The organism is Paenarthrobacter sp. AB444 (assembly GCF_028736865.1).
Lineage (GTDB): Bacteria > Actinomycetota > Actinomycetes > Actinomycetales > Micrococcaceae > Arthrobacter > Arthrobacter nicotinovorans_B.
The window spans coordinates 17,558-42,664 of record NZ_JAQZBY010000016.1; the positions used below are offsets into that span (position 1 = coordinate 17,558).

Consider the following 25,107-nt stretch of genomic DNA (forward strand, 5'->3'; position numbering starts at 1 on the left):
GTGGTGCTTATCAAGGGGTGGCGGCACCTGTGGCCAAAGCGGCGGCGTGGCGAAGCTCAGTGTCAGGGTCCGTGGACCACCGTTCCAGCACGCGGTCAGCACGTTCCTTGGCCCGCCCTTCCAGCCGTTCCAGCAAGGGTCGCACGACGTCCGTGGCGAGGGGATCCACCAATTCCCTGGTTCCGGCCTGCCTGATGAAGCCCTCGATGCGCGTGAGGTCCGTGTTGATCAGGACACCGACTTTGGTTTGGAGCAGGACGACGGCGGCCAGCCGCCGCTCGTAGACCGGCTCCTCCCACAGTTCCGAACTCAGTGCGGTGATGTCATCGTGGTCGAGGTTCTTGTGCCGCTTCAGGGCATCGCGCACCGTTCCCCGGACAGCGCCGACGGACGCGCCATAGACCTTCAGTCCCCCACCCAAACGCTCGGAAGCCTCAGCAGCTTTTTCCCAGGTCGATTCCATTTGCAGGGTGTAGTCAACGAATTCAGCAACATCACTCACCCGTCTATTTTGTCAGTGCCCGCCCGTAGCGTAATGGCAACAGCAATCGACAGGAGCATCATGCCATCCAAAGAGCTCGCCACCGAGGCCTCGTTTCCGGGCGTTCCGGCGGCGTCCTCCATGCCTGACTGGTATCCCGCTTTGCTCAACACCGTGGCGCGGGAGGTCCGGGCGGGCAGGACCCGGGCCATGGCAGCGGCCAACTCGGAGCTGCTGAATTCGTACTGGAGCATCGGACGGCAACTGGCCGAGCGTGAATCCGAGCAAGGCTGGGGCGCCAAAGTGGTCACGCGGCTGTCGGCCGACATCCGCACCCGGTTTCCCGAGGCCAAGGGCTTCTCCCCCAGGAACCTGCGGTACATGAAGAGCTTCGCCCAGGCCTGGCCGGACTTTCCAATGTTGCAAGCGCCTCTTGCAACATTGCCCTGGTACCACCAGATCGCCCTTCTCGAAAAGCTCGACGACACCGCCACGCGGCTTTGGTACGCGGCGGCGGCTGCGCAGCATGGATGGTCCCGCAACGTCCTGACACACCAGATCTCCACCCGCCTGCACGAACGCTCCGGGCAGGCGATCACCAACTTCAAGTCCACCATGGTTCCCGCGGACTCTGACCTTGCCCAGCAGGCCACCAAGGACCCCTATGTCTTTGACTTCCTGGCCATGAGCGATCGCCACACAGAACGGGACCTGGAGCTGCAGTTGGTGAAACACGTGGAGAAATTCCTGTTGGAACTGGGCCAGGGTTTCGCCTTTGTCGGCGAACAGGTCCGGCTTGAGATTGCAGGAGATGAGTTTTTCGCCGACTTGCTCTTCTACCACCTGAAGTTGCGCTGCTACATGGTCATCGAGCTGAAAGCCGTGAAGTTCGAGCCAGGCTTCCTTGGCCAGCTGGGTATGTACATGGCTGCCGTCGATGACCTCATGGCCCACCCTGACGACAAACCAACCATCGGCTTGCTGCTGTGCAAGGAGAAGAACAGTGTCGTGGCGGAGTACGCCTTGCGGGGTTTCAATGCACCCGTGGGAATCGCGGAGTGGCGGACCTCGCTGGCAGATTCTTTGCCTGATGAGTTGGTTGCGAGCCTGCCGAGCATCGAGACGCTGGAAGCGGAATTGGCGAGCGAGGCTGCGCGGCTACAGGGTTAGCCCTGCGGCTAATAATGTCGGAGCCTGCTGGCAGAGTAGGAACATGGGACGCAAGCCGGAGAGACGAGTAAGTGCTGAAGCCAGCGCTGCCCTGACGCCGGTTCCTTCTGACCGGGCGCTCCCTGAAGTTCCAGACTCTGCCAGTCCCAGGACCATAAGCAGCGATCTGATTAACCAGCTGCGCGTACTGGAAGATATGAAGTCAGCCATATCGGGGTTGCAGGCCAAGATCACTGTGGCCTTCGACCTTGCCCAGCGCGCTGAGCAGGCCGAGGCGGGGGTGCCGCCTTCCGAACGCGGCAAGGGCGTGGGAGCGCAGGTGGCTCTCGCGCGGCGGGAATCCCCCACCCGTGGCTCCCGGCTGCTGGGGCTGGCGAAGGCATTGGTGACGGAGATGCCACACACCATGGCCGCTGTGGATGCAGGACTGCTGAATGAGTGGCGGGCGACGCTGATCGTCAAGGAAACAGCGTGCCTGTCCGTCGAAGACCGGGCGGCGGTGGATGAAGAACTGGCCCCGGACACCGGAACATTCGACGGCGCCGGGGACAAGTCCATCGTCGCCGCCGCGAAAGCCGCCGCCTACCGCCGTGATCCTCGTTCGGTAACTCAAAGGGCTGCACATGCCGCGAACGAGAGGACCGTAAGTCTCCGCCCGGCACCGGACACCATGACCATCTTGACCGCACTGCTTCCGGCTGCCCAAGGCGTCGCAGCTTACGCGGCGCTCACCCGCGCCGCTGACTCAGCCCGGTCACGTCCCGGAGGTGACGAACGCGGTCGAGGCCAGGTGATGGCCGACACCCTGGTTGAACGGATCACTGGTTCGTCCGCCGGCTATACCGGAATAGACCTGCAACTGGTGATGACAGACCGCACCCTCCTGGCCGGCGACCCGGAGCCGGCGCGACTGACCGGTTGCGGGGTTGTCCCGGCCGAGTGGGCCAGAAACCTTGTGACCAGAACGAAGGCCCACGGCGATCCCGGGAGTGACTTCAACGTTTGGCTTCGCCGCCTCTATACGGCACCCGGAACCGGAGAACTCCTCGCTACGGATTCCCGGTCCCGCTTCTTTCCGCCAGGAATGCGACGCTTCCTCGAAGTACGTGACAACTTGTGCCGCACACCGTACTGCGACGCACCTATCCGTCACATCGACCACATCATCCCCTGGCGCCACGGTGGGCCCACCTCGTTGGAGAACGGCGCTGGGCTCTGCGAAGCCTGCAACCACACTAAGGAGAACCCAGGCTGGACCAGCAGAACAACTCCGGGCAGCAACGACACCCGGGCCATTCATACTTTTGAGGTCCTGACCCCCACCGGGCACAGCTACCGCTCACAGGCTCGTGCCCTGCCGGGACACGTTCCAGCAGTTGTAGATAGCTCCTGAGTTGTCTACTCCCCTACAGGGAAAGCCACTCCTTCACCCACCACGCGGAGGCAGAGTTCTGTTCCGGGTTTAGTAATTGAGGCATTCCAGTGCCGGATGGTGATGATCTCGCCACCACCCGGGTAGCGGTGGCCATTGCCCTGTCCGGCACCATCGTGGGCCGTATAGGCATCGAGCTTGATACGGACCGTCGTTTCAGGGCCGAAGTAGTCTGTGTCAACAACGACGCCGCGGATCGGACCGTCCGGCGCGATCCTGATCTGCTCCGGGCGCAGCATCAGCTGTACCCTGCCCTGGGCCGGCGGGCGCCGTACTGCAATGCCTCCGAGGGAACACGTTGCGAGGGAACCCTCCATCCAGGCGTCAAGAATGACGGCCTCGCCCAGGAACTCCGCTGTCGCCCGGTCGGCCGGGCGGGTATATACGACGAACGGGTTGCCGATTTGAGCCAGCTTCCCGCCACGCATGATGGCTACTTGGTCGGCGAAGGACAACGCCTCGGCCTGGTCATGGGTGACCAGGATGGTGGTCACCCCGGCGGCGTTGAGGACCTTTGCTACGGCCCGACGGGTGGCAACCCTCAAACCGGCGTCAAGAGCAGAGAAGGGTTCATCGAGAAGCATCAGCTCCGGTTCGCGGGCCAACGCCCGGGCCAGGGCGACGCGTTGCTGCTGCCCGCCGGAAAGCTGATGCGGCCGCCGTTTGGCCATGGCCGGGTCCAAGGAGACCATCTCCAACAGCTCTTCCACGCGGGCCTTCACTGCTCGACGACCGCCGTCGAGCTTACCGGCATCCAACCCGAAGGCGACGTTCTGCCCGACCGTGAGGTGCGGAAACAGTGCACCATCCTGTGCGACGTAACCGACCTGGCGTTTGTGCGCGGGAACCTGGACACCGTCACCGGCCACCGGAACGCCGTTCATGCTGATGGACCCGGTGTTCGGGTGTTCGAAGCCGGCGATGAGGCGGAGCAGGGTGGTTTTGCCGGAACCCGACGGCCCGACGATGGCCGTTGTTCCACCACGGGCGACTGAGAGGTTAACTCCCTTGAGAACAGCCTGGGCCCCGAAGTTCTTGGTGACTTCGGAAATGTCCAGGTGCGAGTTCGTGGTCGGCGCCACTGAAGGGGCGACGCGCGGAGAAGGGAGTCTGGAAGGGGCTTGTTCTGTCACTGTCCGGCTACTTTCTTGGACTGTTGGAAAAGCAGGTAGGTCATGGGCGCCGAAAGCACGATCATCAACAAGGCATAGGGGGCGGCCCCGGTGTAGTCGATTTCGCTGCTCTTGCTCCAAAACTCGGTTGCCAAAGTACGGGTGCCGTTCGGGGCCAGGAGCAACGTGGCTGTGAGTTCGTTGACGATCGCAAGGAAAACCAGAGCCGCCCCGCCGGCTGCAGCCGGAGCGGTCAGCCGCAGCGTCACGCGGAAGAATGACACGAAGGGCGTCTTTCCCAAAGATTGCGCGGCCTCGTCGAGTTCCTTGGGGGCTTGGGCCAAGCCCGAACGGAGGTTGACCAACGCCCTCGGAAGGAACAGCAACACGTAGGCAGCAATCAAGACTCCGGCGCTCTGGTAAACGCCGGGCACCGCCCGGATACTGACCGTCACGAAGGCCAGGCCCACCACGATCCCGGGCAGGGAACTCGTAACGTAGTTGGACAGTTCAAGCAGTTTGCTGAACCAACTCGGGTGGCGGACAGCAAGGTAAGCCATGGGGAAAGCCACCACGATGGTTACCGCAGCTCCAACTGCCCCGTAGATGAGTGTCTGAAGGAGTGCAGGCATGAATTCCTCGGCAGCCCAGATCTCAGTCCCACCGGTAATCACCCACTTCAGGACAAACCACAGAGGCAGGCCGAACGCCAAGGCGGTGAGTGCCAAAAGACCTAATTGGGCCGGCAACTGATAGCGTCCCAACGGCAACTGGGTTGTCTTCCCCTGCGCACCTGATCCCACCCGGGCATAGCGCGCCGTGCCGCGGCTCTTCACTTCGGCCAGGAGCAGGAAAAGGCAAAGGATCACCAAGACACTGGCAAGCATATTGCCGGCGGTGCCGTTGAACGTCGACTGGAATTGGACCATGATCGCCGTCGTGAACGTATCGAAGCGGATCATGGCGAAGGCACCGTATTCGGCCAAGAGGTGGAGTCCTACGAGCAAGGCTCCGCCGGTCATCGCGATGCGAAGCTGGGGCAACACCACGCGGAAGAAGACCGCCCACGGGCCCAGGCCAAGGGAGGCTGCGGACTGCTCAATGGCCGGGTCCAAGCGGCCCAGCGTTGCAGCGGCCGGTATGTAAACCAGCGGGAAGTAGGAGAGGGTGGAAATCAGGACCCCGGACCAGAGGCCCTCAAGCGAAGGAACAGCCGAAACCCACGAATAGCTGTTGACAAAGGCTGGAATCGCCAACGGTGCTGCCAGGGCAACGGCCCACCAACGACGCCCTCGGAGGGTTGTCCGCTCAACCAGCCAGGCACCGCCCACGCCCAGCAGCAGGCACAACGGGATGGTGACAAGAGTCAGCAGCACGGTATTGAGCAGAAGCTCGCCAACGCGCGGGCGGACAATAAGTTCGACGGCGGTCTCCCAGCCGGTCGTGACGGTCATGTAGACGACGTAGCCCAGTGGCAGAAGCGAAAACAGGGCGATCAACACTGCCAGCAGGGACACAGTGGAAACGCCGAAAGGCGGGCGGGGGCGCTTGCCCCTGCCCGCCGTCGTCGTGCTTTCCGTGCCTTGTGGTCGGGCAGCCGATAGGTCGGTACTCACAGAACTAGAGGAGTCCTGCCTTGGTCATCAGTTCGGTGACCTTGGCGGAGTTGAGCTTTGCCGGGTCCACGGTAGGAGCCTGCAGTTCCTTGATCGGAACGAGCTTGGCGTTGGCGTCCACCTGCGATGCGATGGCGTACTCGAAGGACGTGCCGTTCTTCAGTACTTCCTGGCCCTTCTTGCCCGTAATGAACTTCAGGAAGGCCTGGGCGTCTGCTGCGTGCTTGGAGGACTTCAGTACGCCGCCGCCGGAGACGGACAGGAAAGCACCCGGATCCTGGTTCTTGAAGTAGTACGGCGTGACGTTCTTGGAGTTTTCGCCGGTCTTGGCCTGGTCACCGTAGTAGTAGTAGTGGTAGATCAGCGCGCCGTCCACTTCGCCTGCGTTGACTGCCTTCATGGCGGTGCTGTTGCCCTTGTAAGCCTTGAAGTTTTCCTTCATGCCCTTGAGCCACTCCTCGGTGGCAGCCTCGCCCTTGAGCTCAAGAAGTGCAGCAACGATTGCCTGGAAGTCGGCACCGGACGGCGAAGCCGCCCACTTGCCCTTCCACTCGGGGTTGGCCAGGTCCAGCATGGACTTGGGGAGCTTGTCATCGCTGATCTTGTTCTTGTCGTAAACAAAAACGGTGGAGCGTGCTGCGATGCCGGTCCACTTGCCGGTCGACGGGCGGAACTCGGCAGGCACCTGGTCCAGGGTTGCCTTGTCAACGTCTGCGAAGAGGCCCGCGTTCTCTACCTGCGCCATTGCCGGAGAGTTCTCGGTCAGGAACACATCAGCCGGTGAAGCCTGGCCTTCCTGGACAATCTGGTTGGACAGTTCGGTATCCGAGCCCTGGCGGATGGTGACCTTAATCCCGGTCTCCTTGGTGAAAGCGTCCACCCACTCCTTGGTCAGGGTGTCGTGCTGGGCGTTGTAAACCGTGATTTCACCGGAACCCGAACCTGCGGAAGCGGAGGCGTCGGAGGCACTGCCGGCGTTGGAGCCGCACGCGGTGAGGCCGAGTGCTGCGGTTGCCGCGAGGGCGATTCCGGCCAGCGCTTTCTTGGGGATGTTCATGGAGGGCTTCTTTCTGCGAACAAAAACTCTTGGGACCTTCGTCCGTGCAGGCCAGGTGTTGGGAAGGCTTGCTTTTGTAAGAGTAGGTAAGGCTTCCCTACGCGCAAAGCCCAATCACCCAATAGTGACAAGGATCACGATAATTACGCAAATCTTGCGTGACCTAATAGCGGGACCTTGACAGCGCTCCTGACAATTAATGCCAAAGCCCGGGACCTGCTGCATCACGCAGCCGATCCCGGGCCGGTATCCGATCATTCCTCGGGACTTAGAACTCCCAGTCCTCGTCCTCCGTGTTCACGGCCTTGCCGATCACGTAGGAAGAGCCCGAACCGGAGAAGAAGTCGTGGTTCTCGTCGGCGTTCGGGGACAGGGCGGAGAGGATGGCCGGGTTCACGTCGGTGACCGACGCCGGGAACATGGCCTCATAGCCGAGGTTCATGAGTGCCTTGTTGGCGTTGTAGTGGAGGAACTTTTTGACGTCCTCGGCCAGGCCGACGCCGTCGTAGAGGTCGTGGGTGTACTGGACTTCGTTTTCGTACAGCTCGAAGAGGAGCTCGAAGGTGTAGTCCTTGATTTCCTGCTTGCGGGCCTCGGAAACCTTCTCCAGGCCCTTCTGGAACTTGTAGCCGATGTAGTAACCGTGCACAGCCTCGTCGCGGATGATGAGGCGGATCAGGTCAGCCGTGTTCGTGAGCTTGGCGCGCGAGGACCAGTACATCGGCAGGTAGAAGCCAGAGTAGAACAGGAAGCTCTCCAGCAGCGTGGAAGCGACCTTGCGCTTGAGGGGGTCGTCGCCCTGGTAGTAGTCCATGACGATTTGGGCCTTCTTCTGCAGGTTCTCGTTCTCGAGGGACCAGCGGAAAGCGTCGTCAATCTCCTTGGTGGAGCACAGGGTGGAGAAGATGGACGAGTAGGACTTGGCGTGCACCGACTCCATGAAGGCGATGTTGGTGTACACGGCCTCTTCGTGCGGGGTCAGTGCGTCCGGAATCAGCGAGACGGCTCCAACGGTGCCCTGGATCGTGTCCAGCAGGGTCAGACCGGTGAAAACGCGCATGGTCAGCTGCTGCTCTTCCGGGGTCAGAGTGTGCCACGACTGGACGTCATTGGACAGCGGCACCTTCTCAGGCAGCCAGAAGTTGTTGACCAGGCGGTTCCAGACCTCCACGTCCTTGTCATCCTGGATCTTGTTCCAGTTGATGGCTTCGACGTGGCTCAGCAGCTTGACCTTTTCGGTCATGTCATCCCCTTTAGCGATGGGTGGTTCTTTAAGGTAAGCGTACGACGGCGGGTGGTGGCCCGCCGTCGTACTCTTTAGTTTTGTGCGTGGTTGACTACAGCATGCAGCTGACGCAGCCCTCAACCTCAGTGCCCTCCAGCGCGAGCTGGCGGAGACGGATGTAGTAGAGGGTCTTGATGCCCTTGCGCCATGCGTAGATCTGCGCCTTGTTGATGTCACGCGTGGTGGCGGTGTCCTTGAAGAACAGCGTCAGGGACAGGCCCTGGTCCACGTGCTGCGTGGCAGCGGCGTAGGTGTCGATGATCTTCTCGTAGCCGATCTCGTAGGCATCCTGGTAGTACTCCAGGTTGTCGTTGGTCAGGTACGGTGCCGGGTAGTAGACGCGGCCGATCTTGCCTTCCTTGCGGATTTCGATCTTGGCGGCCACCGGGTGGATCGACGAGGTGGAGTTGTTGATGTAGCTGATGGAACCCGTGGGCGGAACAGCCTGGAGGTTCTGGTTGTAGATACCGTGCTCCATGACCGAAGCCTTCAGTTCGCGCCAATCATCCTGGGTGGGAATGTCGTGGCCTGCGAAGAGCTCGCGGACGCGTTCTGTTGCCGGAACCCATTCCTGCTCCGTGTACTTGTCGAAGAATTCGCCCGAAGCGTAGGTGGACTTCTCGAAGCCGCCGAACTTCTGGCCGGTCTCGATGGCCAGCTTGTTGGAAGCGCGGAGGGCGTGGAACAGCACGGTGTAGAAGTAGATGTTGGTGAAGTCCAGGCCTTCTTCGGAGCCATAGTGGACGCGCTCACGGGCAAGGTAGCCGTGGAGGTTCATCTGTCCGAGGCCGATCGCGTGGCTCTGGGCGTTGCCCTGGGCAATCGAGGGCACCGAGTTGATGTAGGACATGTCCGAGACCGCGCTGAGTGCACGGATGGACGTCTCGATGGAGAGACCGAAGTCCGGCGAATCCATGGTCTTGGCAATGTTCATCGATCCCAGGTTGCAGGAGATGTCCTTGCCCACGGTCTCGTAGCTGAGGTCCTCGTTGTAGATGGAAGGCGAGGAAACCTGCAGGATCTCCGAGCAGAGGTTGCTCATGGTGATCTTGCCGTCGATCGGGTTGGCCCGGTTCACGGTGTCTTCGAACATGATGTACGGGTAGCCGGACTCGAACTGGATCTCCGCGAGGGTCTGGAAGAACTCACGGGCACTGATCTTGGTCTTCTTGATCCGGGAATCGTCAACCATCTCGTAGTACTTCTCCGTCACCGAAATGTCGGAGAACGGTACACCGTAGACGCGCTCGACGTCGTACGGGGAGAAGAGGTACATGTCCTCGTTCTTCTTGGCGAGTTCGAAGGTGATGTCCGGGACCACGACACCCAAGGAAAGGGTCTTGATGCGGATCTTTTCATCGGCGTTCTCGCGCTTGGTGTCCAGGAAGCGGTGGATGTCCGGGTGGTGGGCGTGCAGGTACACGGCACCGGCACCCTGGCGGGCACCGAGCTGGTTGGCATAGGAGAAGCTGTCTTCGAGTAGCTTCATCACGGGGATAACGCCGGATGACTGGTTTTCGATCTGCTTGATCGGGGCTCCGTGTTCACGGATGTTCGTCAAGGACAGCGCTACGCCACCGCCGCGCTTGGACAGCTGGAGGGCAGAGTTGATGGCTCGTGCGATCGACTCCATGTTGTCTTCGATGCGGAGCAGGAAGCAGGAGACGAGCTCGCCACGCTGGGCTTTTCCGGCGTTCAGGAACGTCGGGGTGGCCGGTTGGAAACGGCCGTCGATGATTTCGTCCACCAGGCGGGTGGCGAGTTCTTCGTTGCCGCGGCCAAGGTGCAGTGCGACCATGCAGACACGGTCCTCGTAGCGTTCGAGGAAGCGCTTGCCGTCGAAGGTCTTCAGCGTGTAGGAGGTGTAGAACTTGAAGGCACCGAGGAAGGTCTCGAAGCGGAACTTCTTCTTGTAAGCCCGGTTGAAGAGCTCGCGGATGAAGTTCATCGTGTACTGGTCGAGGGTCTCGCGCTCGTAGTACTGGTTCTTCACCAGGTAGTCGAGCTTCTCTTCGAGATCGTGGAAGAACACAGTGTTGTTGTTCACGTGCTGCAGGAAGTACTGGTGCGCAGCTTCGCGGTCGGCTTCGAACTGGATCTCGCCATTGGGGCCATACAGGTTAAGCATGGCGTTGAGCTCGTGGTAGCCCAGACCCTTGTAAGCCTCAGGCAATGGCTTCTTGGTGTCCACAGCGCCCCCGGTTACTTCTGCTTCTGCGACAGTTGTGTCCAAAACTCTTCCAATCCTTGATTCACTCGGTCTACGTCTTCGGGAGTTCCCATGAGTTCGAACCGATAGAGGTGCGGAACTTTGCACTTGACGGAGACAATGTCTCCGGCTGCGCAGTAGTTGTCCGCGAAGTTTGTGTTCCCGGCCCCGATAACACCGCGGATCAGTTCCCTGTTCCGGGGATCGTTCAGAAACCTGATGACCTGCTTGGGCACTGAACCTTCACCGTTGGTACCTCCATAGGTGGGAAGTACCAGGACAAAGGGCTCAAGTGCTTGAAGCGGAGGCTCCTGGGAATAGAGAGGGATGCGCGCTGCGTCCCTGCCCAGTTTCTGGACGAATCTCTTGGTGTTTTCGGATGTCGAGGAAAAGTAGATGAGGTGACTCCTGGTGGTGACAGCTTCCGTCACATCAGGTGCGGTTGCCGCTGCCAGCGGTGCCATGGGAGTCACCTCGACTACATAGGGATTCTTTGTGTGCTGTGGTGGCGAAACTTAGGCCACGGAAGAAGCGGCCTGGGCCAGTTCTTCGATCTTGTCCGGACGGAAGCCTGACCAGTGGTCCTGCTCGGTCACGACAACCGGGGCCTGCATGTAACCCAGAGCCTTGAGGCGCTCAAGAGCCTCGGCGTCCTGGGAGATGTCGACGCTCTGGTAGGCAATGCCCTTCTTGTCGAGCGCCCGGTAAGTTGCGTTGCACTGAACACAGGCCGGCTTCGTGTAAACCGTTACGGTCATGATCCCTGTCCCCTAAGTTGAAGTCTGGTTCTCTTCGTATCTGGCGGGCTCAACCGGAACTTACTACTGAATCCGATACCGGCCCGCAGGCTGCCGTGACAGCCAACACGCTCTTATTTAGTCTTGCGCTGGTTTCCCGCTCAATCCGTAAATCGATACTACATGTAGTGCAAGCACCTCGCCGGAACCCCAAGATGATGTATTACAAGTATGTCATTCAATCCACCGATCGTCCACAGGGCGGGGCCTTCAAAATGTCCGTAATTACGCCAAACTGAGAGATGTCATCCACACCCTGTGGACTACTTAGCCACATTTAATCTTCAGCGTGTCGCCCTCGTACGGCGTGTCGTGACACTTTGAAAATGTGGCGTGGCGAACAGCTAAAATCTGCTGATGGTCAACCTTCTCCACCTCCGGACGCTGATGGAAGTAACCCGTCTGGGTTCTTTTGCTGCGGCCGCCGCCCAGCTGGGCTACACAGCCTCGGCAGTCTCCCAACAGATGGCAGCGCTGGAACGCGACACCGGCGTCGAGCTTTTCCAGCGCTCGGCACGAAGCGTTGTCCCCACCGAAGCTGCCGTGACCATGACCCGGCACGCCTCAAAGGTACTGACCGATGTCGAAGCCCTCATGGCCGCGGCCTCCCGCACCAACGACTCCCCCGCCCAGGAATTGCGCCTTGGCATCTTCCCCAGCCTCGCCACGTACGTACTGCCCGACATCCTGCGGAATGAACGGTGGAACGGACTGGGCATCGAACTGAAGGTCTCGGTAGCCGAGCCGGCCCAAACCATCCAGGGGCTGCGCAGCGGGGGCGAACTGGACGTCGCACTTGTCTACCAGGTGGGGCAGTCGGGATTGGCATGGCCGCATTCGCTCGAGCGCCAGTGGATCGGCGACGACGACTTCCGGGTGGTCTTGCCGGCGTCCTGGAAGATCCGCGAGGACGCCGAAATCGAAGCCGCGCATCTGTCCGACATGCCGTGGATCGTGCACCACCCGGGCACCAGCGATGCCCTGGTCATCGAGCGCCTGTTTGCCAGTTGCAACCTCCACCCCCGGGTGGTGGCCTACAGCGACGACTTCCACGCGAGCCTTGAGATGACAGCCGCTGGGCTTGGCGCTTCACTGGTACCGGAACTTGCGCTGCGGAACAGGCCTCCCGGCGTCGTGGTGCTGGACGTTCCGGACATCCGGCTGGCGCGGAACGTGTTTGCGTTGCTGATCAATGAAAAGCGGACCGCCCAGGTGCAACTCTTCACCCAACTGCTGGCCGATACCCTCCGGGCCACTGCCGACAAGAGCGGCCTCCACCCGCTGAAAACCGCTCCCGCCAAAGGTCCCCAGCGGCGCAGGTGAAATATCCCGAAGTGCTGGAACCCGCTGGATGTAGGGGTTAGATTGATCACATGGGCAAGGTAGCGAGTAAGCATTTTGGGGAGATAGAGCTCAATCACGGGCGTGAACATTGCTTCGTCGCAAGACACGAACTTGGCGGCAACCAGCTTGAACTGGACTTGAACGTCGCCGCGCACGACCACTTCGATGAAGCAGCGCTCCGCAAGGTGGACTACCGTTTGCGCTTCCTGCCCGAGCTGGTGGACCAGGTCCGGGAAATGATCGCCGATGAGCTGGACCAGGACGGTACAAACCCACAGCAGTTCCTGCATTTCCACTGTTCGCAGCTCAAGGAAGAACAGCTCGAATCTGTTTTCGGAGTCCGCGACAAGAACCAGCTAACCAACGACGTCTTCCTCAAAGCGCTCAAACTCGGCCACGTGGCCATTTATCCCGGGCAGCCTGAGCGCTACTTCGTCCTCGACTTCACCCTTGGTTCCCACTTCACGGACGAGCTGCTGGTCGCAGCCGCCGATGAAGATGGCGTGGTGGATGACGAAATTCTGTGGGAGTAGCACTGCCTGTTTAAAGCACGACGGCGGCCGGTCACCCTCGGGGGCGGGTTCACCACGGCCTCTCCACGCCCGTGCTGTCATCCGGTCCGCGCAGATATTCGTCACGGTCCTGACCTTCGCCTCGCTCGATTCGGGCCTTCCGGGCGCTCTCTTCCAGCTGCTGGAGTTGCTTCTCTGGCGGGGTCGTCGCAGATCCCGGGGAGCTGTCCGGGCCCGCCTCCTTCGGGGACAGTTTTTCCTTCAGCCGGTCCTTCGCAGCGCTCAGGGCATCCCCCTCTCCCGCCGCGTTCGCCGGACCAGGCTCACGACACTGACTGGATGCGGCCTCGATGACAGCAAGGGCCTCGCGGACCAGCTGGTCCTTGTGCCCGGGATCTTTCCCGGAATCCGCAAGCTTCTCAATGCTGAGCGCCAGATTCACACGTACTTTGCACTCGTCCGTGCCGGGTCCGCGATTCAGGGCAATCTCGAATTCGGTGCGCGCCGCGGCGAAATCGCCGGCCAGGACCGCGGCGTCCCCGGACGCGAACGGGGCTTTGTGGGGCTCCAGCACATTGGCTACCCCCAGCCACGCCGCCGCCTGTGCAACGGCATCACGATCCCCTGCCGCATAGGCGCTCCCCGCGGTGCCTCCCAGAAAGCCCACGCTCAGGAGTTTGGCGGCGACTGCGAGCGCCAGGAGGGCAGCCGGTGCCGACCAGAGCGCAAGGTGACGGTGTCGCCGTCGTGCCTTTGAGGCGGTCATCCCTTGGGCTCCCTGGGTGCTGGACTGCTCACTGCGCGCAACGCATTCAGGTGCCTGAGCGGCTCTGGGATGGCGAGCAGAAAAGCCGCCAGTGCGAGCACCCAGTAGAGTTCGATCCTGCCGGGTGCATCCTCTGTGTTTGCTGAGAGGGTACCCGGTTGGGCTTTGCCGAACATGCCGGATACGGGGTCGGTGGCTGTTCGGTGGAGATAGGGGACGTTGAGATCCTCGGCGATGCTGCGGAGCTGCTGTTCGTCGATCCTGGAGATGGCGTCCTGAGCGCTGCCGGTGCTTCGGTCTTTTACATAGGCAGTGGTGTTCCTGGAGGAGTCCTTCATCCGCCCGCCCGCCTCGGTTCCATACCCGAGCACCGCTCCCCCGGCCACGTTGGTGCCGTCCATGGGCGGCGGGGCCGCGGCGCTGGTGTTCTCGCCATCGCCCGCGTAGAAAACCAACGCCGGCCTTCCCGGGTGTTGTTCACGGGCCGTGGCGAGCCTTTCTTTCAGCAACTGCGCGGCTCCGGTCACGCTGCTGCCCTTGGCATAACGGGGATTCTGTGGCTGGAGGGTTGCCATGCTGGTTTGCAGGGCGGTGGCGTCCTGGGACAAAGGCATCCGGACGGTGGCCTTGTCATCGAAGGTGATGAGGGAGAATTTGGCCCCGGCCAGTTCTTGTGCGATCGCCGTGACGTCGCGTTGAACGCCGGACAATCGTGTTGCGGTTCCGTTGTAGTCTTCGGCGCCCATGCTGGTGCTGGTGTCAACGACGAAGAAGACATCCAGCTCCGCTGTCGATGCCTGGGCTTGCCCTCCGACCCAGCCAGGTCGCAAGGCGGCCAGAAGCAGGAGCACGACGACGAGGCAGCGGTTGAGCGCCGGGCGTACCGTTCGCAGTGACCGGCGTTGCCTTGCCGAGCGTTGCCTTGCCGGGCGTGGCGTTGGCGAGGTCCCGGGACGCAGGCTCCATACGGTGAAGGCGATGGCCACAAGACCCGCGGCGGCCAGGAGCGGCCAGGGCAGGATGGGGGCTATGGTCATGGTCATGGCTCCACCCGCCGTCCCAGGACCAGCATGCCCAGCCCGGCGAGCACAGCGATACCCAATGGCCAGCCGGGGGCGTCTGTCACGACTGCCTGCGGGGCCGAGACATAGGTGGTGGCTTCGGTTTCCTGCACCTTCCTGACGATGCGGGGCACGGCCTCTGGATTGTCCACGCCGGAATAGGCGCCCCCTGTTGCCTCGACGGCAGCCTTGAGTTGGGCGCCTGGCTGATCCGGTTGGTCTCCGTAGTCCAGGTCGCTGGGATTCAGGGCATGGACCTTCACATTCTTGGTGCCGGCCAGGGCGGCAGCCTCCGAGAGGGTGAAGATGGGCGCTCCGGATACGAAGTTGTCCGTGGCCAGTACAACTGACCGCGAGCGCGCGGTGTCCCCTGCAGCGTTGCCGCTGGGATCCGTGTCGGGGAAGCTCTGGACGCAGGAAGCCAGGCCGTCGCCGATCAGGGACGAGCCTTCCCCGTTCCAGGTCCCGTCGAAAAACGATCCCGCTCCGTCGGACAAGGCCTTTTCCGCGTGGCTCAGCTGTTCCTCCACGTAGTCGTAGTCATCGGTGAGGGGAAAGAGCTGCACGCTGCTGCTATCGAAAATGACCATCCCGATCCTCTCGCCGTCGAACTGCTTGGCGAGGTCCTTGAAAACAGCCGCCAACGCGGCGTCGGTACTTGCCATTGAGCCGGATACATCCAGGCACAGCACGATGTCCCGGTTGCGGATCTCCGGCTGCTCGGTGGAGCGCAGCGCTGGTCTGGCAGCTGTGATGGCGCTGGCAACGAGGACCAGGCCCGCCAGCAAGGCGGCGAGGGCCAGCCGTGTCCGGTAGCGGCGAAGGGCGAGCCGGTATTCGGGGAGATCCGTGAGCCGGTCGCCATGAGCGACCACCCGGGTTTGAACTGAACGACGACGCCGAAGGTACAGCCAGGCGGCGACAGTCACCGCAGCTGCAGCCAAGGGAAGAATCCACCAGTAGCTCAGTTCCATGCGTGGACCACCCCGCGGGCAAGATCAGCGGAGTGCCGTACGGGCTGGACGTGCCGGGCGGAGAATTCGCTGGGGTAGATGCCAGCTATGCCTTCAGCCAAGGTATCCAGGCCTTCGCCCCGCAACTCATCCAGGGTCATGGAGGTGACGGGAAGTCCTGTGGCGGCCCCGGCGAACTCCCGCACGAGGAAGCTGAGCCGCTGGTGGGCTTCGCGCTCGGGTAAGCGTCCGGCGTCGGCGTCTGCGGCAGTGTCCTCAATCGCTGCAAGGCAGCGGGACCGCAGCGTCTCCAGCGACGTCGGCCCTGCTGTCCGCGGCGCAGCCGCCCGTGGCCTGGGCAGCAGCAGCCACCCGTACCATCCGGCAACAAGAACCAGGAGCAGAATCCCCAGCCACATCCAGATGCTTTGGTATGGCAGGGGTGCGTAGAAGTCAGCCGGCACGCTGGCCCCTTGGTGGCCGGCGGCCAGAGCTCAGCGCACCGGAGCGGTGTTTTTCCAGCAGGGCGAAGACGCTTGTCACGACATCGGCGCTGCCTTCGGCCTGTTCTTCTGCGATGCCCAAGCGGCGAAAGAGGGCCGCCCGAAGGTCAGCGCGCTGGACCATCGCGTTCTGGTAAGCGGCCCGGATGTCTCTGTCCGCGGCAAGCAGGAACGGTATCGCCGTGCCCGTGCCGACGTCAGTACTGTCCCAGGTTGCCTGTCCCTCGACCTGGGGTGCGAGGTCAGCATCGCGAACGGTCAACCAGAGCACTTCATGCCGTGCCCGCAGCCTGCGCAGCAGCTCCCTGGTCCGGGCGTCCGGAAGGAACTCGTCAGCAACAACCACAATCAGCATCCGGCCCTTGAGGTACCGCAGGACGTAGTCCAGCTGCCCCGCGATACCGCTGGGTTGGCCATGCAAGGTGATGGCCGAGTCGATCTCCCGCAGCAACCGCTCCAGGTGTTCCTCGCCGCCTTTGGCAGGCAGGTACCTGGAAGCGCTCGCATTCCCGTGCACCAGGCCAACATCGTCCCCGTGACGGCAGGCCAGGTAACCGACGACCCCGGCCGCGTAAACAGCAACGTCCTTCTTGGTTTCGCCCGAGAGCGCCTCCGCTGCCATGTTTCGTCCGGAGTCCACCACCAGCAACACTGCGTGCCGGCGGACGGCGACATAGCGTTTGACGAGCGGTGAGCCGTGCCGGGCCGTGGCCTTCCAATCGATGTCCCTGACTTCATCGCCGGGCACATAGCTCCGCAGCTCGTCGAAATCCATGCTGCGGCCCTTGAAGACAGAGCCGTATTCGCCATCGAGCAGGCTCAGCGTCCTTCGATGGGCGAAGATGAACATCTTCGATTTGACGCGTTTCAGAAGGCTGGCCACCTGCCGGCCCCGCTAAGGCGTCTGGACTGACGCCAGAACGGCATCGATGACTGTCTCCACGGCAACGCCCTCCACGACGGCGTCAAAACCAAGGATGATGCGGTGGCGCAGGACCCGGTGTGCCAGGTTCTTCACATCTTCCGGGATGACGTGGTCGCGGCCGTTGAGCAATGCCAGGGCCCTGGCCGCCTGGCTGAAGGCGATGCTGGCCCTCGGACTGGCACCAAATTCCACGAGGTTGGCCAAATGTGGTTCCAGGTATTGCGCAGCGTTCCGGGTGACGTAGGCAAGGCCCACGATGTAGCGCACGATGGCGGGATCGATGTAGACCCGACGCACGAGTTCCTGGACCTGCACCACGGCGTCGAGGGAGGCTGCGGCCGGTGGCTTCTGCGCGGCGCTGAAGACCCCGGCGTCGATCCGCCTGATGACCTCGGCTTCTTCACCCGGGCTGGGGTAGTCCAGGACATCCTTGAGCATGAACCTGTCCATCTGCGCTTCTGGAAGGCGGTAGGTGCCCTCTTGCTCGATGGGGTTCTGGGTAGCGAGAACCAGGAAAGGCTGGGGCAACGGGTAGGATTCGCCGCCGATGGAGGTCTGGCGTTCCTGCATGGCTTCCAGCATGGCGCTCTGGGTTTTTGCACTGGACCTGTTGATCTCATCGAGCAGCACGATATTGGCGTGGACCGGCCCCAACTGGGTGACGAAGGTGCCTTTGGCGGCGTCGAAAATCTGGGTACCTGCAATGTCGCTGGGAAGCAGGTCCGGGGTGCACTGGATACGGCGGAAATCCGCACTGACGGATTCGGCGATGGCCTGGGCAGCTGTCGTCTTGGCGAGTCCGGGGACACTTTCCAGCAGCACATGGCCGCCGGTCAGCAACCCAATCAGCAGCGTCTCCCTCAGTCGTGTCTGGCCCACGACCTTGTTCTCGAAACTGCGGACGATGCTGCCCACCAGTTGCTGGGCCCGCGCCATGTCAGGTGCATCAATTCCGGCCATGGCTGTGATCTGGTGCACTCGGGTCCCCTCGCTGGCGTTATGAGTCGTGCCGCAAGCGGTGGGCTGATGTTTCCGCCTGCATCGGCCACTCTATCCAAACGGGCCTGCGTCCAAGCCGCAATGGGTACCCCTCCCCATGGAGACCCCTGAGGTCTATCCTTTTGCCATGCATCAGCTACCAGCCGCCTATCAGAACTACCTCGCATCCCAGAACCAGCACGTCATCGACGCCGTACGACCGGTCCTCCTGCAGTCGGCAGCGGACCAGCGGCACGGTGTACGGATTACCTACAACTCAGGTCCAACAGGACATCAGGCCCACTTGGATGAGTCCATCCCCTACGGCGAAATCATCGAAGACATCGACTGAAACGCCGGCAGGACCCTCTGCGCGTCAGCCCTTCATGGCGCCGGACAGCGCAAAGGAGTTCCCCATGCCCCGTGACACCACCGCATAGAGAACCAGCACCGGGACCGAATAGAGGATGGAGAACGCAGCCAGCTGCCCATAGGCTATGGCGCCGTGCTGGCCGAAGAAGCTGAAGATGGACACCGCAGCGGGTTGCTTGCCGATGGAGAGCAGAAGGATGAAGGGAACGAAGAAGTTTCCCCATGCCTGGATGAACACAACAATGGACACCACTGCCAGGCCTTGGCGCATGAGTGGGAGCACAACGGTCCGCAGTGTCACCAGGCCCGATGCCCCGTCCATCCAGGCTGCTTCTTCCAGTTCCAAGGGAACTGCGTCCATGAAGCTTTTGGCCATCCAAATCGCCATGGGCAACGTGGTGGTGGCCATGAAGAAGATGGTCGCGGCCATGGAGTCCAGGAGCTGCAGTTGTACGAACAATCCGTAGACCGGGACCATGATGGCAGTCACCGGCAATGATGTGCCGAAAAGAACCGTGTACATGAACGGCTTGTTAAAGCGGGATTGGTACCTGGATAACGGATAGGCGGCCAGCACGGCAACCAGCACGTTCACCAAGGCAGTACCGCCGGACAACAGGAGGCTGTTGAGCAGTGGGCGGCCCAACAGCTCCGGCGTCATGACTGCTGTGAAGTTGATCATCGACGGCGCCGATGGCACCTTCGTCCCGTACCCCGCTTGAGGGTCGACGGCGGCCAGCAGCAACCAAACAAGCGGCGCCGCAAAACACAGACCAATGAGCGCCAAGGCGGTGTCCGCCCCGAGCCTGGCTCGGAAGCGCCTCACGTACGCCGCTCCTGCAATAGCCGGACGTAGACGGCGCCGAAGACCATTCCCAGCAGGATCAGCACCGATGCCACCGCGGTACCGTACCCAATGTCACCGAATTTGAAGGCCTCCTGGTAGGCCAGGACAGGCAACGTGGTGCTTGCATTGGCAGGACCGCCGGCTGTCATCACCCAAATGAGGGTGAACACTGCCAGCGTCTGGAGGGTGATCAGCATCAGGTTGGTGGCGATGCTGTTGCGGATCAGTGGCAGGGTGATGAACGCGAGCCGCTGCCACCCCCGGGCACCGTCCACGAGGGCCGCTTCGGTCACGTCGCGGGGCACCTCGGCCAGGGCCGCCCGGTAGACCAGCATGGAAAACGCCGTTCCGCGCCAGGTGTTGGCCAGGATGATGGCGACCAGCGGGAAGGAATACAGCCAATCCAAGCCGTGGGTCCCCAGCGCTGCGAGTATCTGGTTCAGGGTCCCGTCCCGGTTGAAATAGGCGTACGCCGCAAACGCGGCCACGATCTCAGGCAACACCCAAGCGGCCACAACAGCCGTACCGACCCAGTCCGCGACGATCTTGCGTGAGCGCGTCATGAGCAAGGCGGTCAGCAGTCCAAGGACGTTCTGCCCCAGCACGGCGGACGCGGCAACGAAGACTACTGTGAGCCACGTGGCCAGGGGAAACGAGTCGTCGGTAAACATCCGCACGTAGTTCCCGGTTCCTACCCATTGCGGATCCCGGGCTCCCCTTCCGGACAATGCGGCGTCGGTGAAAGAGGCGTAAAAGGACCACGCCACGGGCGCGAGCAGGAAAACCAGCAGGAGCACGATTGCAGGGGCTACCGGCAGAAGCCGCAGATGGCGGCGGGCTTTCATTTTTGCAGGACCTTGTCCTCACCCACCAGCCTGCGGACAGTGGCATCGTATTCCGCGGCGGCGTCCCGGGGGCTTTGCCTGCCTGTGATGACTGATTCAGTCGCCTCCTGGACTGCTGTGGAAATCCTTGGATAGTCAGCAGTGGCTGGCCGGTAGTGTGTCACCTCCACCAGATCGGACACATCCTTCACGAACGGGTCGGCAGCCAGATATCCGGCGTCCTGTGCTACGTCCGTCCTTACTGCGATTTGCGAGTTGTTGATGTCATACGCCAGTGCGTTCTTCTTGTTCAGCGCGGTGGCCAGGAACATGAAGGAAAGCTCGGGGTTCTTGGACTTCGCCCCAACCGCCAAGGTCCAGCCGCCGGACATGCTGACATGGCCTGGATCCTGTCCCTTTTGGGTAGGGAAGCCCGCTACTGCCATGTCCTTCTCATAGCCGGCCCACTCGTAGGCGCCGCCTTTTTTCCAGAACGACGGCGCGTAGGAACCTTCCACCGTTGCCGCCAGTTTGCCTTGGGGGAACCACTCGCCGAAGACCTTCTTCCAGACATTGGCGTCCAATGCTTCGGCAGGGCTGACTGCGAGCTTCTCGTCATAGAGCGTTTTCAGGAAGTCCAAAGAGTCAGTGAAGCCCTCTGACCCAATGACCCACTTCTTTTGGTCCTCGTCATAAAGGGTGCTGCCAGTGCCGTAGAGGAGTTCGTAAAAACTCTGCATCACGGTTCCTTCGCCGGTCGCTTTGCCTGCGTACATGGTGAAGGGAATCACGGTGGGGTCTGCGGCCTTGACCTTGCGGGCCATGGTCAAGATATCCTCCCAGCTTTGGGGCTGCCAAGGAACAGGGATCCCGGCTTTCTGCAGGACGGCCTTGTTGTACCAAATGGCCCGGGTATCCGTCCCCAACGGTACCGCGTAGATTCCGCCGTCGTCCGCCCGGCCGGCTGCCTTCGCGGCCTCGCTGAACTTCCCCCACTCGTCCCACGCCTCAAGGTAACTGTCGAGCTTGAGCAAGTAGCCGGCGTCGACGTCCGAGCGCACCTTGAACGTGTCTTCATAGAAGACATCCGGCGCGGTGTCCGGGGAGCGCTGCGCCAAAGCCAGCTTGGTCCCGTAGTCGTCATCGTTGGCCTGGATCGGCTGGAGGTCTACCGTTACCCCTGAATTGGCTGCCTCGAACTCCTTCTTGGCATCCTGCATCACGAGGTCCAGCGCCGTGAAGGCATCGGTCTTTTGGTAAACGATCTTCAGCGTCTTGTCCTGGGCTGCCTCCGGAGTCGCGGAACACGACGTCACTCCGAGGAGCGCAGCGGCAACGGCAATTCCGATGGCGATTTTGCTGGGACGCATGGTCTTCATTGGGCGCATGGTGTTCCAATCACTCAATCGTGCTGCTTGGTCAGCCCTCCAACAGGAGCCGTTGGGCGCGGGGGGCCAGCATATGCTCCAGGACCAGGCAGGCAGCACCAATGGCGCCGACATCTTCGCCCACTCCGGTACCTACGACTTCGAGTCCGTGGATCATGCGGGCCGCGTTGTTTTCGTCCAGGAGACCGGGAACACGGTCGAGAAAATATGGGGACATGCGGCCCCAGAACGGGCCACCAAAGACAACACGCTCCACGTCCAGCGTGTTCGTCACTACGGACACCGCGCGTGCCACGAGCGTGGCCGACTTGTCCAAAATTGCAATGGCGCGCTCATCGCCGGCGTCGGCTTTGTCGCACAGCTCTGCGAAGCGTTCCTGCACTTCCGGACCATCCGCCCCATGCCCGTGCCCGTCCAGGACCCCTGCGGCTTCGGCCTCAGCAACCAGCACTTGCGGGATGCACGACGATTTGACGCATCCCCGCAGGCCACAATCACAAGCCGGACCCTCCGGGTCAACGATGATATGGCCAATTTCGCCGGCGTTGCCCGAAGTACCGCGGACAACCTCGTCGTTGAGCACGATGCCGCAACCGATACCGGTTCCCATGTACATGAAAACGAAGCTTCCGGCCCCGCTCGCACCGCCGGCCCACGTCTCGGCCACCGCCGCGCTGGTGACGTCTTTATCCACCAGCGTCTCCAGGCCCGTGGCCTCGGCCAACGCCTCGCGGATGCGCACCCTGTCCCATCCCGACAGGAGCGGCGGTTCCACCACGGATCCCTCGTCCAGGTCGATCGGTCCAGGAACGGCAACGCCCAGCCCGGCAATCTTCGCCACATCAACACCGGACTCGTCAATCAACGTCCCCACTTGGCCAGCGATGCTGGTGATCACCTCTGCCGGGTCGCCGGCTGGGGTGGCCAAACGGGAATGCTTGACGACATCCCCCAGCAAGTCGAGGACGACGAAAGTGATGACGGCCGGATCCAAATGCACTCCAACCGCGTACATTCCTGCCGGGTTCAAGCGGAGGATGGTCCGCGGCTTCCCCGGACCGGAGCCTTCCTTGCCGGCCTCGACAATCAGCTGCTGGTCCAGGAGCCGCCGGGAGATGTTGGAGATCGTTTGCGGAGACAACCCGACGATCTGCGCCAGCTCCACCCGGCTGAGACCGCCCGGAGACCGCCGGATCGCCTCCAGAATGACGGTCAGGTTGAAGTCCCCCATACGGGGTAGGTTGGTTCCGCGCCTCGGTGTCGGCTGCCGGATCTCAGTCACTGATGCCCCTAGTCATTCGGAAAATCTTCGTCGAATTTGATCTGTGTCTGCATCGTACGGCACCTCTGCTCCCACGGATACGAGCACACGCTGGCACCGATGTCAGGGCTTGGTAACGATGACACTGCATTTTATGTGACCACGCCCCTCCGGCGCGCCACGGCCGGACTCTCAGGACTTCCTGCTGCGCGTCACCGTGAATTTCGGGTTCCGGCCTTCTTCCACAGTGGGTCCAATGAGCCGTTCGAGCGCGGAGCGGTAGTGCAAGTGGCTGTTATACACCGTCCACAGCTCCCCGCCAGGTGCCAGCACGCGCGCGGCCGCCTCGAACATCTTCACGGCGGCACCGGCGTGTACGCTAGCGCCCAAATGGAAAGGCGGATTCAGCAGGATAAGGTCTGCGCTGCCGGGCGGAAGCGAGGACATGGCATCGTCGTGGAGGACCGTTATCCGGCCCGCGAGACCATTCTCCAACGCGGTGCCCTGGGCCGAGGCGACAGCCGCGGCTGACTGGTCGGTGGCAATGACTTCAGCATGCTCCTGTTGTTTGGCGATCATGGTGGCGAGAATGCCCGTACCGCACCCCAGGTCCACGATGCGCCTCGCCTCTGGCATGCGTTCAAGGAACGTCAGCAGGAAGCGGGTTCCGATATCCAGCCGGGCTCCGGAAAAGACAGCACCGTGGGCGCTTACGCTAATGCCCAGCTCAGGCAGGACTTCGACCACGGGAAAGGGCGGCCGCACCTGCACCGGCACCGCATCCCGGGCAACCAACACGCGGGACTTCTGCCGGGCCAGCTGGGCTTGGACCGTCGAAAAGTACTTCGCCAGCACGCTGTTCATCCCAACCGACATGTGCTTGACGCGGCCGCCGGCCAGCAGGACAGCACCCGGGGCAGCAAACCGGGCAACGGCGTCGGCGATTTCCTCCAACTCCGCCAAGGACTTCGGCAGCTGCAGGAGCACCAGGTCCGCCTCCGCCAGAAGCTCTTTTCCCAGTTCGTGGGAGCTGTAGTGCCCCGCCGTTCCGACTTCGTTGGCGTTGCGCTCCAGCGCCAGCCTCCCCGTGAAGAGATCCTGATGGACACGGACATGATCGACGCCGAGCCTCGCCAGGGCGCCCAACGTCAAGGCTCCGTAGCGGTCACCAATGATGACGATCCTGGTGTCGGGAGAGCTGATATCCGAGGCGGTGTCCAGCAGGAGCCTGTCCGTGGCGTCGAAAGCCCGCAAATTGTCAGCTTCGACATCCGGAAACCTCCCCAAGGCGCCAAAGACGGTCTCCAGATCCAGCTCCGTCACTATGAGGTTCCCGCTTTCCTTGCTTGATTGCCGGCCCGGGCCGGCGTATCGACTTTATGGGTGCTTCGGAGGAAGCTTAAGCTTGCATCACGCAAACACCAGACCTCCTTCAGCAGCATGTGAAAGATCCCGAAGGTGGCCGGCATACGTCACGGCGACCCCAGGAGCCAGGCGCCGGGTCTGCATGTCATCGGGCTCCCAGTCCTTTGCGAGAAGCCATGAGTGTCAATGTTGTCACGAACCTTGAAGTAAAGTCCCACAACTCCCCCGACGAAACCCGCCGCGCGGACAAAACCGTGGTGGACCTGGTCACTGTGGGAGATTACACCATCGCCCGCATGACATTTGAACCGGGCTGGTCTTGGGCCGACTGCATCAAGCCGGCCGTGGGAACTGATTCCTGCCAGCTTAGCCACGTCGGGTTCTGCGTTTCCGGTTCACTGGAAGTGGAGACCAACGACGGCGCGAAGATCAGCATCTCCTCCGGAGCCTCCTACTCCATTCCTCCGGGACATAATGCATGGGTGGTGGGAGATCAGCCGTTCCAAGGCATCGAATTCGTCAGCGGCGCTGAATTTGCCGAGGCTCTCACCTAGGAGCTCCCCCACAAAGGCGACCACGCGGCGGAAAGCAAAAGACCCCGCTCCAAGGAGCGGGGTCTTTTTCCGGAGTGGAGCTGAGGGGACTCGAACCCCTGACCCCCTGCATGCCATGCAGGTGCGCTACCAGCTGCGCCACAGCCCCGGATTTGTTGACCTCAAGCGGAAGATTTTCCCTTTCCGTCGAAGCAACTCGTCAATAGTAACCACAATCCCGGCATAAGAGAAATCGGCGCGGGGTGAGCTGCGCCACAGTTTTAGAACATCCACTGGGAGGCCCGCACGGCCGAGG

Annotated in this window: 25 protein-coding genes and 1 tRNA gene; 6 read left to right on the forward strand and 20 right to left on the reverse strand. The window is 61.9% G+C overall.

Features of this window, described 5'->3' with window-relative positions:
• Positions 1 to 10: 10 nt before the first annotated feature.
• Entirely contained in the window at positions 11 to 502 is a 492-nt protein-coding gene (locus tag PQ627_RS17395) for a DNA alkylation repair protein (protein WP_274262695.1), read from the reverse strand.
• 60 nt (positions 503 to 562) lie between these two features.
• Between PQ627_RS17395 and PQ627_RS17400 the strand changes: the two genes are divergently transcribed.
• Both PQ627_RS17400 and PQ627_RS17405 read left to right on the forward strand, forming a co-directional pair.
• Positions 563 to 1,651 carry a PDDEXK nuclease domain-containing protein gene (locus PQ627_RS17400; RefSeq protein ID WP_274262696.1) on the forward strand — a complete coding sequence of 363 codons (1,089 nt, stop codon included), beginning with the start codon at positions 563 to 565 and terminating at the stop codon, positions 1,649 to 1,651.
• Between the two features lie 43 nt (positions 1,652 to 1,694).
• On the forward strand, positions 1,695 to 3,044 hold the full coding sequence (locus PQ627_RS17405; protein WP_274262697.1) for an HNH endonuclease: 1,350 nt from the start codon (positions 1,695 to 1,697) through the stop codon (positions 3,042 to 3,044).
• Positions 3,045 to 3,049: 5 nt separating this feature from the next.
• Here the strand turns inward: PQ627_RS17405 and PQ627_RS17410 are convergent, their stop codons facing one another.
• The 7 genes from PQ627_RS17410 to nrdH form a co-directional block, all read right to left on the reverse strand.
• Positions 3,050 to 4,216: an ABC transporter ATP-binding protein gene (locus PQ627_RS17410; protein WP_274262698.1), complete on the reverse strand. Its 1,167-nt coding sequence runs from the start codon at positions 4,214 to 4,216 to the stop codon at positions 3,050 to 3,052.
• The gene (locus tag PQ627_RS17415) at positions 4,213 to 5,811 is read right to left on the reverse strand and encodes an ABC transporter permease (protein ID WP_274262699.1); all 1,599 of its coding nucleotides are present in this window, start codon (positions 5,809 to 5,811) and stop codon (positions 4,213 to 4,215) included. The genes PQ627_RS17410 and PQ627_RS17415 overlap by 4 nt, the downstream gene beginning before the upstream one ends.
• Before the next feature lie 4 nt (positions 5,812 to 5,815).
• Complete coding sequence (locus PQ627_RS17420) at positions 5,816 to 6,868, reverse strand: iron ABC transporter substrate-binding protein (protein ID WP_274262700.1); 1,053 nt, start codon at positions 6,866 to 6,868, stop codon at positions 5,816 to 5,818.
• 268 nt (positions 6,869 to 7,136) lie between these two features.
• On the reverse strand, positions 7,137 to 8,111 hold the full coding sequence (gene nrdF, locus PQ627_RS17425; protein ID WP_216925513.1) for a class 1b ribonucleoside-diphosphate reductase subunit beta: 975 nt from the start codon (positions 8,109 to 8,111) through the stop codon (positions 7,137 to 7,139).
• A gap of 94 nt (positions 8,112 to 8,205) precedes the next feature.
• Positions 8,206 to 10,344 carry a class 1b ribonucleoside-diphosphate reductase subunit alpha gene (nrdE, locus tag PQ627_RS17430; protein ID WP_373458728.1) on the reverse strand — a complete coding sequence of 713 codons (2,139 nt, stop codon included), beginning with the start codon at positions 10,342 to 10,344 and terminating at the stop codon, positions 8,206 to 8,208.
• Between the two features lie 11 nt (positions 10,345 to 10,355).
• On the reverse strand, positions 10,356 to 10,826 hold the full coding sequence (gene nrdI, locus PQ627_RS17435; RefSeq protein ID WP_144658985.1) for a class Ib ribonucleoside-diphosphate reductase assembly flavoprotein NrdI: 471 nt from the start codon (positions 10,824 to 10,826) through the stop codon (positions 10,356 to 10,358).
• Between the two features lie 51 nt (positions 10,827 to 10,877).
• Positions 10,878 to 11,120: a glutaredoxin-like protein NrdH gene (gene nrdH / locus PQ627_RS17440; RefSeq protein ID WP_144658986.1), complete on the reverse strand. Its 243-nt coding sequence runs from the start codon at positions 11,118 to 11,120 to the stop codon at positions 10,878 to 10,880.
• Positions 11,121 to 11,516: 396 nt separating this feature from the next.
• Here nrdH and PQ627_RS17445 point away from each other — a divergent pair, with 396 nt between their 5' ends.
• Complete coding sequence (locus PQ627_RS17445; RefSeq protein ID WP_144658987.1) at positions 11,517 to 12,482, forward strand: LysR family transcriptional regulator; 966 nt, start codon at positions 11,517 to 11,519, stop codon at positions 12,480 to 12,482.
• A 50-nt stretch (positions 12,483 to 12,532) separates the two neighbouring features.
• Positions 12,533 to 13,036 carry a DUF2004 domain-containing protein gene (locus PQ627_RS17450; protein ID WP_144658988.1) on the forward strand — a complete coding sequence of 168 codons (504 nt, stop codon included), beginning with the start codon at positions 12,533 to 12,535 and terminating at the stop codon, positions 13,034 to 13,036.
• Positions 13,037 to 13,085: 49 nt separating this feature from the next.
• Here PQ627_RS17450 and PQ627_RS17455 read toward each other — a convergent pair whose 3' ends face one another.
• The 6 genes from PQ627_RS17455 to PQ627_RS17480 are packed head-to-tail and all read right to left on the reverse strand — an operon-like array spanning position 13,086 to position 18,201.
• Entirely contained in the window at positions 13,086 to 13,781 is a 696-nt protein-coding gene (locus PQ627_RS17455; RefSeq protein WP_274262701.1) for a hypothetical protein, read from the reverse strand.
• The gene (locus PQ627_RS17460) at positions 13,778 to 14,818 is read right to left on the reverse strand and encodes a vWA domain-containing protein (protein WP_274262702.1); all 1,041 of its coding nucleotides are present in this window, start codon (positions 14,816 to 14,818) and stop codon (positions 13,778 to 13,780) included. The genes PQ627_RS17455 and PQ627_RS17460 overlap by 4 nt, the downstream gene beginning before the upstream one ends.
• 2 nt (positions 14,819 to 14,820) lie before the next feature.
• Complete coding sequence (locus PQ627_RS17465; protein ID WP_274262703.1) at positions 14,821 to 15,816, reverse strand: vWA domain-containing protein; 996 nt, start codon at positions 15,814 to 15,816, stop codon at positions 14,821 to 14,823.
• A complete protein-coding gene (locus PQ627_RS17470) occupies positions 15,807 to 16,259 on the reverse strand; it encodes a hypothetical protein (protein ID WP_274262704.1) in 453 nt (150 codons plus the stop codon). The genes PQ627_RS17465 and PQ627_RS17470 overlap by 10 nt, the downstream gene beginning before the upstream one ends.
• On the reverse strand, positions 16,249 to 17,181 hold the full coding sequence (locus tag PQ627_RS17475; RefSeq protein WP_274262705.1) for a DUF58 domain-containing protein: 933 nt from the start codon (positions 17,179 to 17,181) through the stop codon (positions 16,249 to 16,251). The genes PQ627_RS17470 and PQ627_RS17475 overlap by 11 nt, the downstream gene beginning before the upstream one ends.
• Before the next feature lie 12 nt (positions 17,182 to 17,193).
• Positions 17,194 to 18,201, reverse strand: coding sequence for an AAA family ATPase (locus PQ627_RS17480; protein ID WP_274262706.1), 1,008 nt, complete (start codon positions 18,199 to 18,201; stop codon positions 17,194 to 17,196).
• A 148-nt stretch (positions 18,202 to 18,349) separates the two neighbouring features.
• On the opposite strand from PQ627_RS17480, the gene PQ627_RS17485 reads away from it, so the two are divergent.
• The gene (locus PQ627_RS17485) at positions 18,350 to 18,553 is read left to right on the forward strand and encodes a hypothetical protein (RefSeq protein ID WP_373458717.1); all 204 of its coding nucleotides are present in this window, start codon (positions 18,350 to 18,352) and stop codon (positions 18,551 to 18,553) included.
• 24 nt (positions 18,554 to 18,577) lie between these two features.
• On the opposite strand, the gene PQ627_RS17490 is transcribed toward PQ627_RS17485, so the two are convergent.
• From PQ627_RS17490 to PQ627_RS17510, 5 genes are all read right to left on the reverse strand, one after another.
• On the reverse strand, positions 18,578 to 19,399 hold the full coding sequence (locus PQ627_RS17490; RefSeq protein WP_274262707.1) for a carbohydrate ABC transporter permease: 822 nt from the start codon (positions 19,397 to 19,399) through the stop codon (positions 18,578 to 18,580).
• Entirely contained in the window at positions 19,396 to 20,265 is an 870-nt protein-coding gene (locus PQ627_RS17495; RefSeq protein ID WP_274262708.1) for a carbohydrate ABC transporter permease, read from the reverse strand. The genes PQ627_RS17490 and PQ627_RS17495 overlap by 4 nt, the downstream gene beginning before the upstream one ends.
• Positions 20,262 to 21,632 (reverse strand): extracellular solute-binding protein, encoded by a 1,371-nt coding sequence (locus PQ627_RS17500; RefSeq protein WP_274262761.1) that lies wholly within the window; start codon positions 21,630 to 21,632, stop codon positions 20,262 to 20,264. The genes PQ627_RS17495 and PQ627_RS17500 overlap by 4 nt, the downstream gene beginning before the upstream one ends.
• Before the next feature lie 31 nt (positions 21,633 to 21,663).
• Positions 21,664 to 22,863 carry an ROK family transcriptional regulator gene (locus PQ627_RS17505; protein ID WP_260842295.1) on the reverse strand — a complete coding sequence of 400 codons (1,200 nt, stop codon included), beginning with the start codon at positions 22,861 to 22,863 and terminating at the stop codon, positions 21,664 to 21,666.
• A gap of 222 nt (positions 22,864 to 23,085) precedes the next feature.
• Positions 23,086 to 24,216, reverse strand: a complete 1,131-nt coding sequence (locus tag PQ627_RS17510) for a class I SAM-dependent methyltransferase (RefSeq protein WP_274262709.1) — start codon at positions 24,214 to 24,216, stop codon at positions 23,086 to 23,088.
• Between the two features lie 218 nt (positions 24,217 to 24,434).
• On the opposite strand from PQ627_RS17510, the gene PQ627_RS17515 reads away from it, so the two are divergent.
• Positions 24,435 to 24,812 carry a cupin domain-containing protein gene (locus PQ627_RS17515; protein WP_144658999.1) on the forward strand — a complete coding sequence of 126 codons (378 nt, stop codon included), beginning with the start codon at positions 24,435 to 24,437 and terminating at the stop codon, positions 24,810 to 24,812.
• 75 nt (positions 24,813 to 24,887) lie between these two features.
• On the opposite strand, the gene PQ627_RS17520 is transcribed toward PQ627_RS17515, so the two are convergent.
• A tRNA-Ala gene (locus PQ627_RS17520) sits at positions 24,888 to 24,960 on the reverse strand.
• Positions 24,961 to 25,107 lie beyond the last annotated feature (147 nt).